Source organism: Haloferula rosea (genome assembly GCF_016595525.1).
GTDB classification, from domain to species: domain Bacteria; phylum Verrucomicrobiota; class Verrucomicrobiia; order Verrucomicrobiales; family Akkermansiaceae; genus Haloferula; species Haloferula rosea.
On record NZ_JAENII010000004.1, the window covers coordinates 381,637 to 398,463 of the forward strand.

The 16,827-nt window shown below is 62.7% G+C and carries 15 protein-coding genes; 9 read left to right on the forward strand and 6 right to left on the reverse strand.

What is annotated here, in order from left to right; all coding sequences use genetic code 11:
• Nucleotides 1-15: 15 nt before the first annotated feature.
• Together JIN81_RS07725 and JIN81_RS07730 are read right to left on the reverse strand one after the other, a co-directional pair.
• Nucleotides 16-384 (reverse strand): hypothetical protein, encoded by a 369-nt coding sequence (locus JIN81_RS07725; RefSeq protein ID WP_200278292.1) that lies wholly within the window; start codon nt 382-384, stop codon nt 16-18.
• A gap of 61 nt (nt 385-445) precedes the next feature.
• A complete protein-coding gene (locus JIN81_RS07730; RefSeq protein ID WP_200278294.1) occupies nt 446-2,620 on the reverse strand; it encodes a GDSL-type esterase/lipase family protein in 2,175 nt (724 codons plus the stop codon).
• A gap of 126 nt (nt 2,621-2,746) precedes the next feature.
• Between JIN81_RS07730 and JIN81_RS07735 the strand changes: the two genes are divergently transcribed.
• Both JIN81_RS07735 and JIN81_RS07740 read left to right on the forward strand, forming a co-directional pair.
• Nucleotides 2,747-3,496, forward strand: a complete 750-nt coding sequence (locus JIN81_RS07735) for a PIG-L deacetylase family protein (RefSeq protein ID WP_200278297.1) — start codon at nt 2,747-2,749, stop codon at nt 3,494-3,496.
• Between the two features lie 120 nt (nt 3,497-3,616).
• A complete protein-coding gene (locus tag JIN81_RS07740) occupies nt 3,617-4,279 on the forward strand; it encodes a vWA domain-containing protein (RefSeq protein WP_200278299.1) in 663 nt (220 codons plus the stop codon).
• Between the two features lie 118 nt (nt 4,280-4,397).
• Here JIN81_RS07740 and JIN81_RS07745 read toward each other — a convergent pair whose 3' ends face one another.
• Genes JIN81_RS07745 through lpxA form a run of 3 tightly spaced genes read right to left on the reverse strand, consistent with a single transcriptional unit; the run spans nt 4,398 to nt 8,155 of the window.
• Nucleotides 4,398-6,725: a heavy metal translocating P-type ATPase gene (locus tag JIN81_RS07745; RefSeq protein WP_200278301.1), complete on the reverse strand. Its 2,328-nt coding sequence runs from the start codon at nt 6,723-6,725 to the stop codon at nt 4,398-4,400.
• Nucleotides 6,726-6,729: 4 nt separating this feature from the next.
• Nucleotides 6,730-7,356 carry a hypothetical protein gene (locus tag JIN81_RS07750; protein ID WP_200278303.1) on the reverse strand — a complete coding sequence of 209 codons (627 nt, stop codon included), beginning with the start codon at nt 7,354-7,356 and terminating at the stop codon, nt 6,730-6,732.
• Between the two features lie 25 nt (nt 7,357-7,381).
• Complete coding sequence (gene lpxA / locus JIN81_RS07755) at nt 7,382-8,155, reverse strand: acyl-ACP--UDP-N-acetylglucosamine O-acyltransferase (RefSeq protein WP_200278361.1); 774 nt, start codon at nt 8,153-8,155, stop codon at nt 7,382-7,384.
• A gap of 620 nt (nt 8,156-8,775) precedes the next feature.
• On the opposite strand from lpxA, the gene JIN81_RS07760 reads away from it, so the two are divergent.
• The 5 genes from JIN81_RS07760 to leuD all read left to right on the forward strand — a co-directional run bounded on the left by JIN81_RS07760 (nt 8,776) and on the right by leuD (nt 12,688).
• A complete protein-coding gene (locus tag JIN81_RS07760; protein WP_200278306.1) occupies nt 8,776-8,931 on the forward strand; it encodes a hypothetical protein in 156 nt (51 codons plus the stop codon).
• 263 nt (nt 8,932-9,194) lie between these two features.
• Entirely contained in the window at nt 9,195-10,613 is a 1,419-nt protein-coding gene (gene leuC, locus JIN81_RS07765) for a 3-isopropylmalate dehydratase large subunit (protein WP_200278308.1), read from the forward strand.
• On the forward strand, nt 10,610-11,557 hold the full coding sequence (locus JIN81_RS07770) for a TraB/GumN family protein (RefSeq protein WP_200278311.1): 948 nt from the start codon (nt 10,610-10,612) through the stop codon (nt 11,555-11,557). The genes leuC and JIN81_RS07770 overlap by 4 nt, the downstream gene beginning before the upstream one ends.
• Nucleotides 11,558-11,577: 20 nt before the next feature.
• On the forward strand, nt 11,578-12,072 hold the full coding sequence (locus JIN81_RS07775) for a DUF2059 domain-containing protein (RefSeq protein ID WP_200278313.1): 495 nt from the start codon (nt 11,578-11,580) through the stop codon (nt 12,070-12,072).
• A 13-nt stretch (nt 12,073-12,085) separates the two neighbouring features.
• Nucleotides 12,086-12,688 carry a 3-isopropylmalate dehydratase small subunit gene (leuD, locus tag JIN81_RS07780; RefSeq protein ID WP_200278315.1) on the forward strand — a complete coding sequence of 201 codons (603 nt, stop codon included), beginning with the start codon at nt 12,086-12,088 and terminating at the stop codon, nt 12,686-12,688.
• A gap of 157 nt (nt 12,689-12,845) precedes the next feature.
• Here the strand turns inward: leuD and JIN81_RS07785 are convergent, their stop codons facing one another.
• Entirely contained in the window at nt 12,846-13,385 is a 540-nt protein-coding gene (locus JIN81_RS07785) for a septal ring lytic transglycosylase RlpA family protein (RefSeq protein WP_200278317.1), read from the reverse strand.
• Nucleotides 13,386-13,445: 60 nt separating this feature from the next.
• On the opposite strand from JIN81_RS07785, the gene JIN81_RS07790 reads away from it, so the two are divergent.
• Both JIN81_RS07790 and JIN81_RS07795 read left to right on the forward strand, forming a co-directional pair.
• The gene (locus tag JIN81_RS07790; protein WP_200278319.1) at nt 13,446-14,879 is read left to right on the forward strand and encodes a hypothetical protein; all 1,434 of its coding nucleotides are present in this window, start codon (nt 13,446-13,448) and stop codon (nt 14,877-14,879) included.
• 95 nt (nt 14,880-14,974) lie between these two features.
• A complete protein-coding gene (locus JIN81_RS07795; RefSeq protein ID WP_200278322.1) occupies nt 14,975-16,771 on the forward strand; it encodes a chloride channel protein in 1,797 nt (598 codons plus the stop codon).
• Nucleotides 16,772-16,827 lie beyond the last annotated feature (56 nt).

Consider the following 16,827-nt stretch of genomic DNA (forward strand, 5'->3'; position numbering starts at 1 on the left):
TGAGCCGAAAGAAGCTCACTTGATGGCGGTGACGGTCCCTGAAGGGTCGGCAACCACGATGGCGCTGATCGGTTTGTTGTCGCCGATGGGCTCGATGTCAGCCGTGTAGGCGATTGTTTCGACGAAGGTCGGTTGGAGGCCGAAGTCGACGTTCATCCAGAGCACCTTGCCAAGCTTGGTGGGGTCGTAAGGTTCGGTGACGTAGTGATAGCGGTCCTTGATCCGCTTCTCGGCTTCGAAGATGTCGTCTCCGATCTTCACCTGCTGACGAAGGTCGGCCATGCCTTCCTCATACTTGGCGGTGCGGTGCATGGTGCACTGGCTCGTCGTGAGCACGAGTCCGGTCACGGCAAGGATGCGGAGGGCGTCGGAGAGCCGGGTCATGGCACGAGGGTAGGGTACCCGGGCTCGGCGGCAAGATGGGATGGTGCATGCGTGGAGTGGGCTATGGGTCCGCGGGTACGTCATCCAGTTGTTTCAGCTTCAGAGCCACTGCCCTGGCAATGGCCTCCGATCCTTCGGCATTCGGGTGGATGTGGTCGGGGAACCACTTGGGGTGGTCCTTCAGCGGAGTGAACATGTCGATGGTGTCCACGCCGGTGTGCGCGACCGCGGCCGACAGCCATTCGTTGAGGGTGTCCACGTTGGGGTCAGCGTGGAATCTCTGCCCGGGGAAGAGGGGGGCAAGCGGGCTCCACTGGATGATGTAGGGACGGGTGGGGAGGCTGGCGAAGGCGTCGATGAGTTTCCGGTATTCCCGAATCATGTCCTCTTTCTGATAGGTTCCCCACTGGGTGATGTCGTTGATGCCAAGGTTGCAGATGACGATGTCGGGCGCGTAGCTGAGTGCGTCGAGGTATTCGCGGGTGCGATCGTATTTTTTCTCGGGGCGGTGAATGCCGAAGCCGGATTTCCCGAAACCGCGGACTTCGTGGGCTTCGCCGAGGATTCCGGCGAGTCGGGCGGGATAGGCTTCGGTGGCGGGGTCGGCCAGGCCGGCTCCGTAGGTGATGGAGTCGCCGATGCAGGCGACCCGGATCCTGCGTCCGGGTGCGGTGAGCCATGCATCGGTGCGGAAGGAGCGGGCGGTGAGGCCTTCCTTGCTGGCGAGGTCGACATCGGCATCCATCGTCCAAGCGTGGCGGACGGCGACGGGTTCGGGGACGTCGGGCGAGCTGACGGTCACGGAGGTTCCTGCGATGGTGGCGGTGGCCGGAACGAACTTCCCGTTCGCCCCTGCGATTTCAAAGTTTCGGAGTTCGCCGCCATCGCGGTCGACGAGGCCACCACCCGAGTGATCGAAACGCAGGTGGATCTTTCCCTTGGTCGTCTTGTGTTCAACGAAAACGGGGCTGCGGTGGGCGACCCTTTCCCGGTAAAGTTCGGCGAGTGCGATGCGGGCGAGGCGCTCTCCCACCGGCTCCTTGTTTCCGGGGTGGACGTTCGATCCAGCGGAGCCGAATTCGGTGACGACGGCGAGCTCGACGTGATCGATCTCATCGGCCGTGCGTTGCTGTGCGTTCCGGTACCATGGCCATAGTATTCGGTTCGGTGCGGAGATCCGGGGCAGCTCGACCATGTAGAAGGGAAGGTCCGGGTGGTGGAATTCATCGCGCCACGAATTCACCAGCGTGGCCATGACCTGATGCTGGTAGTCGGCAAGCCGTTGGCCGTTCCACATGAATCCGTCCGAGCTGAACTCCGCATTTGATTCGCCCTGATACCAGATCACGCCACGGATGCGGAGTGGCTGGAGGTGGGGCATCGCAGAGGCGTGGAGAAATCCGGGTGCGAACGGGTGGGGGTGGGGGAGCGCGGGGTCGCGGTGGGTGTAGCTGCCGAGGTTTCTGCGGATTCTTGATGTCGCCCACTGACCGAGGGTGCGGGCTTCACGGGGGTTGGTGAATGCCGCGGCGAGATAGGGGTTGGCCTGCAGCACCTCGGGCTTGATGAAGGCCTCGGTGGTGGTGCCGCCGTAGGAGATGTCGATGATGCCGATCGGGATGTCGGTGCTTTCCGGACCCCGTCCCCTCAGCTCACGGGCGAGCGCATTGGCGAAGAAGTAGGCGACGGCCGACTGGTCGGCCACCGGGCTGGCATCGAGTGTGGTCCAGGATCCCTGATAGAAGGTGTCGGGTGAGAGCTGGTCGAGATCCTCCGCTTCATAGGTGTCCGAGGCACCCGCGCCGACAGTGCCGGTCCAGTTCGCCATCCGGATGAGGGGGAAGTTGTCGGGGTGTGGAGTGTTCGAGCACTGTCGGACTTTCCAATCCATGTTCGATTGCCCGGCAGCGAGCCAGACTTCGCCGACGAGGATGTCCGTGAGGGTGACGCTTGAGCTTCCCTGAATGATCATTTCCCTGGCGACGGTGCTGGCCGGGAGCGGGGCAAATTCGACCCTCCAGCGGCCGTCCTTGTCGGTGCTTGTCGACTGGGTCTGTCCGGCGAAGCTGACCTTGACGGCCTGCCCTGCATGGTCCGTTCCGAATACCGGAAGAGGCTGTCCTTGCTGGAGCACCATATGATCGGTGAATGCGCGGGCGGGCAGGGTTTCGGCCACGGCCGTGAGGGACGTGCCGACGACGGTTGCGAGGAGGAGGGAAAGGGTGAGTGGATTCATGGAAGCCGAGGTCTTGGGGGAGTCTAGACCATTGGGTTGGAATGGGGCTGCGGAATCGGTGGTTGTTTCATCCGACCAGCGGAATGGGAGCTGCGCGCGGCGGGGATTCGTGAGAGGGTTTCGGGGATGGGTGAGAGAGCGGGTGATGCGTTGGAGAGTGGGGCCATGGTCCTCGGGCGGGATCGTGGACCGTGGGACTTGGTAAAAAGGTGCCTGGTGCTGGCCCCTCACCCGGATGATCTCGATGTGGTGGCCGTGACCCTGCGTCGATTGCAGGAAGCGGGTGCGGAGGTTTTCCTGGAGGTGCTCACATCCGGGGCGAGTGGGGTGGAGGACGACTTTGCGGATGGATGGGAGGCCAAGACCGAGGCGCGCGAGGCGGAGCAGCTTGCGAGTTGCCACTTGTTCGGGCTGGCGGTCGAGCGGGTGCGTTTCCACCGGCTCGATGAGGATGAGGAAGGGCACATGCGTGCCGATGAAAGCAACGAGTCGCGTGTGCGCGCCATCCTTGATCGGGTGGATGCCGACACGGTGGTGCTGCCTCATGGCTGCGACAGCAATGCGGATCATCGCCGGACGTTCCAGTTCTTTGATGCCTGGGCGCGTGAACGGGGGGGCTCCACGCTGGCCTTGCTGGTGAAGGACCCGAAGACGCTGGGGATGCGGGTGGATCTGGTAACGGCATTTTCGGATGAGGAAGCAGCGTGGAAGGGTGGGATGCTGCGTTGTCATGAGTCCCAGCAAACCCGGAATCTGCGGTCGCGCGGTTATGGTCTCGACGAACGCATCCTCAGAACGAACCGGGACATCGCGCGCGAGGCCGGACTGGATGCGGGGTATGCCGAGGCTTTCGAAGTGCAGGAGTACGGCAGGTGATCGGGTCGGGTCCCGGCAGCCCGAAAAGGGCCGGTAGGCAGGTTGTGGATGGAGTGGGTCTGCCGATGTCCCACCCCCGCCGTTAGGGTGGAGGTGAATCCCAAACCTGGATCCGAATACATGAATCCCCAACTGACTGAAATTGCCTATGTCCTCGACCGTTCCGGTTCGATGGTTGCCATGACCGAAGCCGCCATTGTTGGCTTCAATGAGTTCCTTTCCGATCAACTCGATACCCCCGGAGACGCCAACCTTTCCTTGGTGCTCTTCGACAATGAGTTCCTCGTTCCTTACGAACGGGCACCCCTGCAGGACGTCCGCAAGCTGGACACTCAGACGTATGTCCCGCGTGGCGGGACCTCACTGCTCGATGCGATCGGCCTCACGATTGACCGTCTCGGCGAGAAGCTTGCCGCGGAACCCGAAGAGCGCCGCCCCGGGAAGGTGATCGTGGCCATTTTCACCGATGGCTATGAGAACTCGTCCTGCCGCTATTCCCGGGAGCAGATCAACAAGATGATCACCCACCAGCGGGAAACCTACCAATGGGAGTTCATCTTCCTTGCGGCCAATGAGGACGCGATCGCCACCGCGGCCAGCATGGGCATTGCGCGCGAGATGAGTTCGTCCATCGACCACTCTGCAAAGGGCCTGCGCACGAGTTACAGGAGTTCGTCGCGCAAGATCCGTGCTCTCCGTGAGTACACGAGGAGCGCGAAGGACAGCGAAGACCTCCACAAGCCGATGGAAGACATCACCGGCGAGGAGGAAGAACGCGATTAGGATTTGTTTGGTGTGTCGTCCCGGTTCGTGGCGGCTGACCGTGGGTGCATGAGCAGCCATGGCAGTCGTGCGAACCGGGTTTTCCCGTGTCCGGCGGCCCTGAAGTACGATGACTCCCCTAGGAGCGGCTGGAGAAGTTCCGCCGGCCACTGCGTGCGACGAGCACGACGGAGACGATCGAGCTCAGGGGCATGAGGATGGCGGCGAGCAGGGGGTTCATGCTTCCTGTGAGGCAGATCGAGACGGCCACGGCATTGTAGATCAGCGCGAAGGCGAAGGCGCGCCGGACTCCGGCTGCGCGGGCGTCTGCGGTGGCAAACAGGGCGGGGAGGAAATCAAGTCCCGAGCCCAGGGTGTAGAAGTCGGCCTTCGCTTCGAGAAGCGAGCGGTCGACGACCGGTGTGCCGGTGACGGTGGCGGCATCGAAGGCGAGCGAGTCGTTGGCGCCATCACCGAGGTAGAGTGAGTCGCCTTGGTCGAGTTGTTGTACCCGCTCGGCTTTCTCGGTGGGCGAAAGGCCGCCTTTGGCGTGGGTGGCGGGGATGCCGAGACGCCCGGCGAGGTCGCTCACTTTGTCCGGCGTGTCGCCGGAAAGAATCCAGAGTTCTTTCCGTCTGCGGCGGAGGACGTCGAGGCTTTCCATTGCTCCGGGGCGAAGCGTGTCCTCAAAGCGGAAGGCGGCGATGCGTTCTCCATCCCGGCAGAGGGAGGTGGACCCATCGGCGGCATCACCTGCCCAGCCGGCGCGGCCGAGCGACCATCGGGTGCCTTCTCCGGTGAGGGTGACTCCCTGGCCCGGTGTCTCCTCCAGCGGAGGCAGCGCCCCCTTGGAAAGCAGGCGCTGACCGCGGTTGCCGAGCGCTTCCAGAAGCGTGCGGCCGACGGGGTGAAGCGAGCCGACGGTGAGCTGTGCGAGGGCGCGGGCGGCATCGTCGTCCAGTCCATCGACGACCGAGGGATCGACCAGCACCGGGCGCTCGAGGGTGAGGGTGCCGGTTTTGTCGAAGATGACCTTGCGGATCTGGCGGAGCCGCGCCCAGAGCGTGGCATTGCGCACGAAGGCGCCATGGCGTTCCGCGCGCGAGGCGGCGAGTTCATCGGCAAGCGGGAGCGCCACACCGAGGGCGCACGGACAAGACACGACGAAGACCGAGATCATCGCCTGCAGGCCGAGTGCGGGTTGGCCGAGTGAGATCCAGACGACGAGGCCGGCGATGCCGAGGATCAGGACGACGATCAGGTAGTAGCGGAGGACCTGTTGGAGAATGGGGGAGCCGCGTTCGGTGGTATCGGTGGCGGTGAGGCGGGACAACAGCGAGTCCGACCATGGCTCGGCTGCTGCGAGGGTGAGCGCGCTGCGGCTGAGCAGGATGGCCCCGGCGGGGAGTCGACTGCCGGCTTGCTTGAGCACCGGTTCGGCTTCGCCATTGATCCACTCGAGTGACACCTCGGCCTGCTCGGCGCGGATCACGCTGGTCACGGGGACGGCCTGGCCGGGGTCGATCCGGTATTCCATCCCGGGCTGGATGGCTTCCAGTGCGATGGCCTTCCCATCCGACTGGACCGATGGGGGGAGGGGTGACGAGCGCAGGAGTCGGCGGCGATTGCGGTCGACGGCGGCCGTTTGCAAGTAGCGGCCTCCAAGCATGAGGAAGACGAAGGTGGCGACGAAATCGAAGTAGTGCAGGCCGGGGATGGACAAGGCCCATCCGGCGATGGAGCCGAAGTAGGCGGTGACCAGACCGAGGGCGATGGGCAGATCGATGTGCAGGCTGCGTGCCTGGAGTGCGCGCCAGGCGCGGTCGATGAAATACGATCCCCCGACGAGCATGGCGAGCGTCGCGGAGAGGAAGGCAATGAGCCGGAACAGTCCGGCGAACTCGAAGTCCTCCGGCATGCCGAGATAGGTCGGCAGGGTGAAACCCATTGCGTTGAGCGCGAAGGCGCCGCAGAGCCCGAGGCGGCCGATGAGTCGTCGGCCTTCCTGATCGGGGGCATCGCGCCGGGCCGGGGCGATGACGTAGCCGAACTGGGTCAACTCCTCGGCGAAGGCGCGCAGGTCGCAGTGGCCGGCCTGCCATTCGAGGTGGAGTCGCCCGGATGCCGGGTGGGCGGCAGCGCGGATGGCGCCCGGGTGCTTGTCGAAGAGCTTTTCGATCAACCACACGCACCCCACGCAGGAGATGCCCTCGATCGCGCAGTCGAGCTTGGCGGCACCGGGTGAGGACTCACCCTTCTCGATCAGGTCATCCAGCCAGTCGAAGTCATGCTGCTCGAATGGCCGGCTGCGGACGGGCGCCGTGGCGAGTCCCTGTTTGAGATCATAGAAGCGCTCGAACCCGCTTTCGCGGATCATGTTGGCGACGAACTCGCAGCCTCGGCAGCAATAGATGTCGCTCTCCTTGGTCGCGGAGAAGGCGGTGCCGCAGTGTTCGCAGGTGGGCATGGCTTTAATGGTGCTTCTTGAATCCGAGGATCTGTCCCTGGTCCCCATCGTAGAAGGTGAAGATCATGCCATCGATGGCTTCCTTCCCGGTGAAGGTGGGGGAATCCAGCGGCTCTTCGGCATCGGTGAGCCGCAGCCCAAATACGGGAACCGCCGTATCATTGACCGAGCTGGATACGGCTCCGACCGGGATGATGGCCCAGCGGGCCTCGAGGGTGCGAAAGCCGACCCAGTCGTAATCGAAGGCATTCGCCTGCTCGTGGAAGAGCGGGAAATCACGAAGGATGGCCGTGCCGTTGTCGCGCAGCTCGATGCTTGGGGTGGGCTCGTGTGAGCGGATCCTGTCATCGAGACCCGCTTCGATCATCGAGACATAGGCTTCGGTCAGCAGGTAGGTGCCGACGGCTTCATCGAGAGCGGGCTCCTTTTTCAGGAATCGGTGGGCGAAGGGGTCGCTCAGGCAGGAGGAAAACAGCACCGCCATGGAAAGCAGGATGGTCCCAGGCACAGCGACGGAGCGGATGCGGGCAGCGGCATGGGAATCGACACCGGCGGCCGGGGTTGGCGAGGCGGCCGAGTGCGCGACGGTTGTCAACCGGTCCGGCTGCAGGTGGGCGGATGGAAGAGTCACTTCGCTCGGTCCTGCGTGCATTATCCTAGCGGGTGATCCCTCGCTCGGTGGTCTCGATGAATTCAATCAGGTGCTGGACGTGGGGATTCGCGGCCGCGTCCAACTCCTTGAGCTCGGCGACGGCGTTGGAAAGGTTGGCATCCTTCTTCAGGAACAACTTCTTGTAGGCCACCTTGAGGGCGCTCAGGTCGTCCTTGGAAAAGCCGCGTCGCTGCAGGCCGATCTGGTTGAGCCCGCGGGTCGATGACGGGCTGCCTTCGATGATGGTGAAGGGTGCGACGTCCTGATTGACCCGTGTCATGCCGCCGACCATCGAGTGGCAGCCGATGCGGCTGAACTGGTGGACCGCCGAAAGCCCAGAGATGATCGCGTGGTCATGGACCGTGACGTGACCTGCCAGTGTGGCGTTGTTCGACATGATGATGTGATCGCCGAGTTGGCATTCGTGGGCGACGTGGGAGTAGCAGAGGAACAGGTTTTGGTGGCCGATCCGGGTATTCGTGTCGGCGCGTGTGCCGCGGTGGATGGTGACGTTCTCCCGGAAGACGTTGTGATCGCCGATCTCGAGGTAGGTCGGCTCGGATTCATATTTCAGGTCTTGGGTCTTTCCGCCGATGGCGGCGAAGGGGAAGAACTCGTTGCGCTTGCCGATGCGGCTCGGGCCCTCGATCACCACGTGGGAGTGGAGCACGCAGCCGTCGCCGAGCACCACGTCATCACCAACCACGCTATAGGGGCCGATCTGGATGTCGTCGCCGAGCTGGGCCTTGGGGGAAATGATCGCCGTCGGGTGAATCATGAAACGGATCATGGCGTCCCCGGGCCCTCTGGCCAAGCCGAAGGTGAAGGCGGGCGGAATGATTCCGGACCCATCCCTGCAGGGGTCATGATGCTCGGCGGCCACGAGCCGATGGGTCACTCGGGAGCCGGGACGTGGGGGATCGGGGGCACGGTATCGGATTGTTAGTCCCAGTGAATCGTTTGGAGCGTGGTCGGTCAAGATGGGCACCGGGCTGGCCCGCGAAACCATGGAGGAGCGCCGAGCTGGGGCTGGTGGAACGGTCCCAGACGATGAATTTTCAGCCTTGGGTTTAGCCTTGCGCATCGGATGGGGGTGGTTAGGGTTGGCACGTCTTGTGCTGATGCGCCCTGGACACCAACTAAACACAAACGACACACCTAGATCATGAAATTTGCTAAGATCGCCCTCCTTGCTGCCGCTGCTGCTGGTACCTTCCTTGCCACTTCCTGCTGCCAGAGCACTCCTGCTCCAGCTGCTCCTACCTACGTAGCACCTGCCAAGTAAGGCCTCTTTTCTGCTCGACCTAGCTCGTGCAGAATACACGATTGCGGGGCGGACTGCTTGACAGTCCGCCCCGAATTTTCGACAGCATTCCCTGTCAAAGAACTGAAAATCCAATGATCATCCGACTTCTTGCCGCCGCCTGTGTGTCCGCCTTCGCGTTTTTGAGTGTTTCCTGCTGCTGCACCGGTGAGCCGGCTGCGCCAGGCCTCCGTGACATGCCTCAGTTCCAAGAGATGCCTGCGGCTCCTGAGGTGGAATACACCAAGTAAGTCTTTTTCAGACCTACCAACCGAATTTCCGAGCACCGGGGGTCGTCAGGCCCCCGGTGCTTTTTCGTGTCGGGGCGGGGGTGAATTCGTCCATGAGGGGCGGCTGGCATGCGCTCGGTCCGGCAGGCGGAAATGGCGGAGCCGGGAGCCATGCGGAGCGCGGCCGGATCGGTCTCTGCGCTGCGGTCAGGATCGCGCTTTGACATTCCTCCGCGGCTGAACCAAGTTTCGCGCCCCGCTGAACCCGACGCGGGACTATTACCATGGGCAAGAGCCTCTACGAAAAAGTCTGGGATGCCCACGCGGTGGGCACATTGGCCGACGGCCGCACGCAACTCTTCATTGGAACGCACCTGATTCACGAGGTGACGTCGCCGCAGGCCTTCGGGATGCTGCGCGACCTCGGATTGAAGGTCCGGTTTCCGAATCGCACCTTTGCGACGATCGACCACATCGTTCCGACCGAGAACCAGGACCGCCCGGCGGATCCTCTCGCGGCGGAAATGATGCAGGCGCTGCGCGACAATGCGGATGACTTCGGAGTGACCTACTTCGACCTCGCTTCCGGCAAGCAGGGCATCGTCCACGTCGTCGGTCCCGAGCAGGGCATCACCCAGCCGGGCACCACGATTGCCTGCGGTGACTCCCACACGGCGACCCACGGGGCCTTCGGCGCGATCGCTTTCGGCATCGGCACGACTCAGGTGCGCGACGTACTCGCCACCCAGACGATGGCCATGGAGAAGATGAAGGTCCGCCGCATCGAGGTGAATGGCGACCTGCGTCCCGGCGTCTATGCCAAGGACGTGATTCTCCACATCATCCGCCAACTCGGTGCCAAGGGGGGCATCGGCTACGCCTACGAATACGCAGGTGAGGTCTTCGACCGCATGACGATGGAAGAGCGCATGACCGTGTGCAACATGTCCATCGAAGGTGGCGCCCGCTGTGGCTATGTGAATCCCGACGCGAAGACCGTGGCCTACCTGCAGGGTCGCCCGTATGTGGATTCCGAGAATTTCGACGAGACGGCCGCACGCTGGCTGTCGTTTGCTTCCGATGCCGACGCGGAGTTCGATGACCGTGTGGTGATCGACGCCGCGGACATCGAGCCGACGGTGACCTGGGGCATCTCCCCGGACCACGGTGTGGCGGTGTCCGAGTCGATTCCGGATCCTGCCCAGGCTGCGGATGCGGAGGAGAAGGCGACGATCGAGGAGGCCCTGGCCTACATGAAGCTCCCAGCCGGCACGCCGATCAAGGGAGTGAAGATCGATGTGGCCTTCCTCGGCTCCTGCACGAACGGGCGCCTGTCGGATTTCCGCGAAGCGGCCAAGTACCTGAAGGGTCACAAGGTGGCACCCGGGGTGAAGGCCATTGCCGTTCCCGGATCGCAGATCGTGGCGGTCCAGTGCGAGCAGGAAGGGCTCGACAAGATTTTCGAGGAAGCCGGATTTGAATGGCGTGCCGCCGGGTGCTCGATGTGCCTGGCGATGAATCCCGACAAGCTCGTCGGGGATCAGCTGTGCGCTTCTTCTTCGAACCGGAACTTCAAGGGCCGTCAGGGATCGCCGACGGGTCGGACGGTGCTGATGTCGCCCGTGATGGTTGTGGCCGCCGCCGTGAAGGGCGAAGTGGCGGATGCCCGTGAGGTGTTCGAGATTTCCACTGAAGCTGCATGAGACGACGTCTTTCCAATTGGCTCGCAGGTGGCCTGGCTGCCTGCACGCTCGGATTTGCCAGCGGACAGGAACCTGCGGCCGAGGCCGCGGAGCATCCGGCGAAACCGCTCCTCTGGAAGGTGGAGGGGAAGGGACTGGAGAAGCCGTCGTGGCTCTTCGGGACCATCCATCTGGGCAAGGGGCCACTTGGAAAGCTGCACCCGGCCGCGGCGAAGGCGCTGGACGGATCCGACAGTGTGTACACCGAGGTGTCGATGGACCCTGCCAGTCAGCTGGGTCTGGCCAAGCACTTCGTGCGCAATGACGGCAAGCGCCTGAGTGACTCCATCGGTGAGGAGCTGAGCGGGCAACTCGAGGCCGAGTTGAAGGCGATCAACCCGGATCTGGATGCGAAGCCGTTCCAGGCATTCAAGACCTGGGCGGTGGGTGTGATGATTCCCATGCTGAAGATCCAGATGAGCGGCGACGCTCCCCTCGACAAGGTGGTCTGGGACCGCGCCTCGAAGGCAGGCAAGACGATGGGAGCACTGGAGACGCCGATGGATCAGTTCGGCATCTTCGACGGGCTCGAGGAGGAAGAGCAGATCGTGCTGCTCGCCGAAGGGCTGCGGATGCAGGAGGAATCACGCGCTGGCGGGGACGACCCGATCGACAAGCTTGTGAAGGCCTACCTGAGCGGCGACGAGAAGAAGGTCGAAGCGGAAATGGAACGCAATTTCACGGAGATGGCGAAGGGCGAGCACAAGGCATTGGCCGAGCGCCTGCTCAAGCAGCTCCTTGACGACCGCAACGTCAGCATGACGGATGGGATCGTCGAACGCCTCAAGGCTGAACCGGCCAAGGCTCATTTCTTTGCCGTGGGTGCGGGGCACTACGTCGGCAAGGACAGCATTGGCAACCTGCTGACGAAGAAGGGCTACAAGGTGACCCGGATCACCGAGTAAACCATCCGCCCACTACCATCATGAAATTGTTTCTCGCTGCCCTTGTCCTGTGTGCATCGCCCCTGATGGGGGCGGATGAAGAGCCTTCCACGGCGATGAAACTCATGGAGGTGATGGAGTATGAGCGCACCGCGGATGAGGCGGCGCTCAAGGCCTTCAAGTTGATGATCGGCCAGCTCGAGGCTCAGGGGATTCCGAAGGCGGCGGTCGAGGAAATCACCGTGGCGGCGCAGGACATGATGAGGAAGTCCTTCATCGACGGCAAGGTCGTCGACAAGGTGGCGGCCCTCTACGAGGAACGCTTCACCGAGGACGAACTGATTGACCTGATCGCCTTCTACAAGACGCCGCTGGGTCGCAAGATCCTCGCCGAGCAGTCGGTCATCATGGAGGAGGGGATGAAGATCGGCATGGAGGCGGTCGAGAAGAACCAGGCAAAGTTTCAACAAGATGTGGGTGCCATCATTGAAAAGCACCTCGCGGCGGATGCCGAAGAACCAGCTCCAGAAGAATAACTCCGACAGAATCATGGCACTCGAAAAAGTTACCTCCGTCACCGGCCGCGCCGTGCACATTCCCGGCGCCGACATCGACACCGACCGCATCATCCCGGCACGCTTCATGAAGTGCGTCACCTTCGACGGACTTGGGGAGTATGCCTTCTACGATGTCCGCTTCAATTCGGAGACGGGCGAGAAGACCGACCACCCGCTCAACGACCCCCGTTTCGACGGTGCTTCGGTGCTGCTTGCCGGCGTGAACTTCGGCTGTGGCTCATCGCGTGAGCACGCGCCCCAGTCGCTGAACAAGTATGGCTTCAAGGCCGTGGTCGCGGAGTCCTTCGCGGAGATTTTCTTCGGCAATTCGACGACCCTCGGCATGCCCTGCGTGACCGTATCCGCCGATGCCATCGCCCAGTTGAAAGCGGCGATCGAGGCGGACCCTCAGATCGAGGTCACGGTGGACGTCGAGGCGCTCGAAGTCCGTTCTTCGAACGGCCTGAGCTTCCCGTGCGAGATGCCGGCGTCCGCCCGTGACGCGCTGACGGCCGGTCGCTGGGATCCGATCCAGGAGCTCCTCGACAACGATTCGAAGATCCAGACGACGGCTGACTCGCTTCCTTACGTTTGAGTCTGGTGAGCCTGGGGTCTGCTCAACCGTGTGCTGTCATCGTCACGCTGACGGGTGGTGGTGCTGGAGCGGGCTGAAGCCCGCGGGCCGGAGATGGGATGTGGGCTGGAGCCTTCGGTTTGGGGACGGTGATGCGGGCTGAAGCCCGCGGTCCGTGTTAGAACAGGCCGAAGAACCACTTCTTCTTGCGCTTGCGCTTGTGCTTTCCGTCGCCGACGGAGAGCACCTCGACCTCGACGGTGGTGAGCCCCTGATCGGCAAAGCCGAGTTTCCGTGCGGCACGTGGTGACAGATCGATGATGCGGTCGCCGATGAACGGGCCGCGGTCGTTCACCCGGCAGACGACGTCCTTGCCATTCTCCAGGTTGGTGACGCGGACCTTGGCCGGCAGGGGCAGTGTCTTGTGTGCGGCGATGATGTGCCACGGCATGACTTTTTCGCCGAGCGAGGTGTTGCCGCGTTTCAGTCCGAGCCACGAGGACTCGTCATACCATGAGGCGATGCCGACCTCGTTGTGGTAGAGCGCCTCGTCCACACTCATCGGGTGGTAGGTCTGCCCGCGCACGGTGTAGGAGCGCGTCTGGTAGCCATCGTATTTTCCCGGATGGGCACAGGAGGCGAAGGCCAGCGCAATGAGGGAAAGGGTGAGGATGCGGAGCACGCCGGGGAGCTTCGTGGAAAAGAGGGACGATTTCAAGACGGCAGGAAGGCACGCCCGTTCTTGTGCTGCGGGGTGGTGATGGCCTAGCGTTGCCCTATGAGAAGTGTTCTGGTCCTCTGGCTGATGGCAGCGATCGCTCATGGGGCGGAGGTTGTCGGCTGGCGGGTGCCGTTGGACTGGCTGATTTCGCCTTGGGCACAGGAGGGCGCGACCCGGGATCTCACGGCGCCTCCGGAGGCATCGGCCTTCTTTGAGAAGGGAGATCATTTGGTGGATGTGAAGGCGGCCTTGAACAAGGTGTTGCCCTATCAGAATACGAGTGAACTCGATCCATTTGCGCCGCACCCGGAGTCAAAGGATCGGACCTTTGAGGGAGACTGGGTGGTGTGGAATGAGCGCTCGCGGATGCTGGTGGCCAAGGGTGACTGGGAGAACCTCGGGTTGATTGAAGGACTTGTGGTGTCGAAGAGGATGCCGATTTTGATTCGGTGTGAGGTGGTGTTCAAATCACCAAGTGAAGATACGGGTTCATCCTATCAACTTCTTGTTCGCTCGGGTGAAAAAGGATTGCGGGTAGTCGAGACGGTATCGATCGAAGTCGAGGCGCGTTCGCGGCGGGAGTTTGATTGGGTGGATCTTCGGCTGAAGTTTTGTCATCCCATGGACGAGCGGCGCGTGCTGAAACTCGAGGGTGGAGTGCTCCTTGCCAGCGATGAGCCTACGACCTTGGGCTTCTGGGAGGATGAGTCGGGAAAGCGATGGGAGATCATGGCAACGGCCACTCCGGTGACGATGGATGGATACTCCCTGAAGGATCTGCTCTGGATGGAGCGCGATGGCAAGGTGGAGAAACTCCACCCGGAAGGGGAGATGGCCGAGAGGGAGGCCAAGGAGGTGGAGCTCCCGGATGGACTCGTGCTCAGACGCTACCATGTGGCCCCTGGTCTTCTTGAGGCACTCCCATTCGGCCGGACTGAAGAAGAGCAATGGCGGCCCATCAAGTTGCTGGAGGTTCCCGACACACTCCGGGGCACCGGGCTTGGTGGCGTGGATGCGGCTGGGATCTTGAGTTCGAACGGTGTTCGTTTTTCTCATCCTCTGGCCATGGCCGGATTTTTTCGGTCGGGTTCCATGCTGGTGATGGTGAACACACGCGCAGACCACGACTTGGTGGAGAAGATATTGAGCTCCGGTTTATTCAGTCCGCCAGTTCATCTTTGGGTGGAGCTTGATTGGAATGGCGGGGGTGTGGGGATTAGGAGTCGGTCGGGTGAACGTTCAAGTTTGGATGTGTTTGATGGCGAGGAGCATTCTTCAGGCATCGGTATCTTGGGAACTCTCGGGGCACGAAGTGAGATCGCGGATGTCAGTTACGAGCTGGTTCCAGCGCCAGGCAGTTCTTGGAAAGGAGCGACGACCGTCCTGGCAGGCCATGAGGTGGATCTGGGATCCCAGCATGTGGACGGCGTCGCCATGAAGGTGAGCCTCAAGGCTTCCGTGCTATATGGCCAACAGCGGGAGAAGGAGTGACCTTCCGGTTGCCGTGGGATGCTTCAGGGTGTTGGACTGCTTTTGCATCCCCACTGGCCTTTCCGCTGACGGCGTGATACCTGCCTTCGCAGCGGATGAGCGGCGAGAAGAAGAAGCGGACCTTGCCGGATTGGATGCGGCGCCGGATGAGCGATGGGCAGCGCTTCGGCGCGCTCTGTGTGCTTGCCGGTCTGCTGTGTGGGCTGACGGCGGTGCTCTTCCACTATGCGATCCATCATTTGTTCCACTGGCTGTGGCACGAGGCATCGACGCGCGATCCGCGCGAGTTTGCGATCATCCTGCTGGCGGCTCCGACCTTGGCCGGGCTGGCGGTGGGCATCGGGGTGCAGTTTTTCGCGCCGGAGGCGGCGGGCAGCGGGATTCCGCAAACCAAGGCGGCCTACTACAATGATGGTGGCAAGATTTCGTTCCGCAGTGGGGTCTGGCGGTTCGTGCTGGGTTCGCTCTATGTGGGTCTGGGCAACAGCCTGGGTCGTGAGGGGCCGACGGTACATATCAGCACGGCGATTTCGTCACGCATTGGGCGCTGGGCGTTTCGCGATCCGGCGCGGGTGCAGGCGATGGCTCCTGTGGGCATGGCGGCCGGGATTGCGGCGGCCTTCAATGCGCCTTTGTCGGCGCTGACTTTTGTGTTCGAGGAGCTGCTGGACAACTTTTCGATGAAGGCGCTCGGCGGGATGGTGGTGGCGGTGGTGATTGCCGCGGCGGTGTCCCGCTCGCTGCTTGGCGAGGATCCGGTGCTGACGGCGAAGCTGGCAGAGGACTACGAGACTTCGGCATGGATGCTGGTGGCGCTGCCCCTCGGACTGGGTGCCGGGCTCATCGGTCACTTGTTTGTGCGCAGCACGCTCGGGCTGCGTGGCTGGTTCAAGAACCGGAAGTTCCTCCCGGCGTGGGTTCGGCCGGCATCGGGTGGCCTGTCGTGCGGGATTCTCGGGCTCGCGGCCTACTACATCACCCAGCATCTGGGCGACGCCCGCAACTCGGTCTTCAGCATCGGCTACGACAGTCTGGAGGCGGCGTTCGAGAATGAGCTGACGGTCGGGATTCTGGGCACCCTGCTGGTGATGAAATTCCTCGCTGTGGTGCTGAACTACGCGTCGGGTGGCTCGGGCGGCTTGTTTTCCCCGACCCTTTTTCTCGGCGGCATGCTCGGGGGATTGATCGGCATGGGGCTTGCCGAGGTGCAGCATGTGGGGGAGTGGATCCCTGCCTTCCCCGCGGACGACCGGGTGATCGGCGGCTGCGTGTTGTTGGGGATGGGGGCGATGTTTGCGGCGGTCGTGCGCTGTCCCTTCACCTCACTGATCATCATTTTCGAGATGACCGGGAACTACTCGCTCATCCTGCCGCTGATGGCGGGGAACATGCTGGCGTGGCAGATTGCGAAAAAGCTGCAGCCGGTGAGCATCTACAATGCGCTATTGCTGCAGGACGGGGTGACGCTGAGGCGGCTGCCGGCGTATCGGGGTGCGCAGGATTATCGCAAGCTGCCGGTGCAATCGATCATGAGTCACGACACCTTCGCCCTCGACCCGAAGGAATCGCTGCACTCGGCGCTGAAGCGCATCAGCGTGAGCCACAAGCGTTATCATGCCTACCCCGTGGTTGCTGATGACGGTCGGCTTGCCGGGGTGGTGACGCGGCACGAGTTGGAGGAGAATGGAGGGGATCAGTTAGTTGAGGAGATGCTGGAAGGTCAGCAGCTGCTCAGTGTGACGCCGGACACTTCCATTCGGGACGCGGCGAACCGGATGATCGCCCGAGATTTCCAACAGGTCCCTGTCGTCAGCGCCAATGACCCCCGCCGCATGCTCGGATGGCTGACCCTCAATGACATCGCGCGCCAGCAGAATGCCGCGGAGAGCTAGGCGGCTTCGCCGCAGTGCCGAGTAGAAAGTGGGAAGTGATTTCCTTGCGCGCAGAG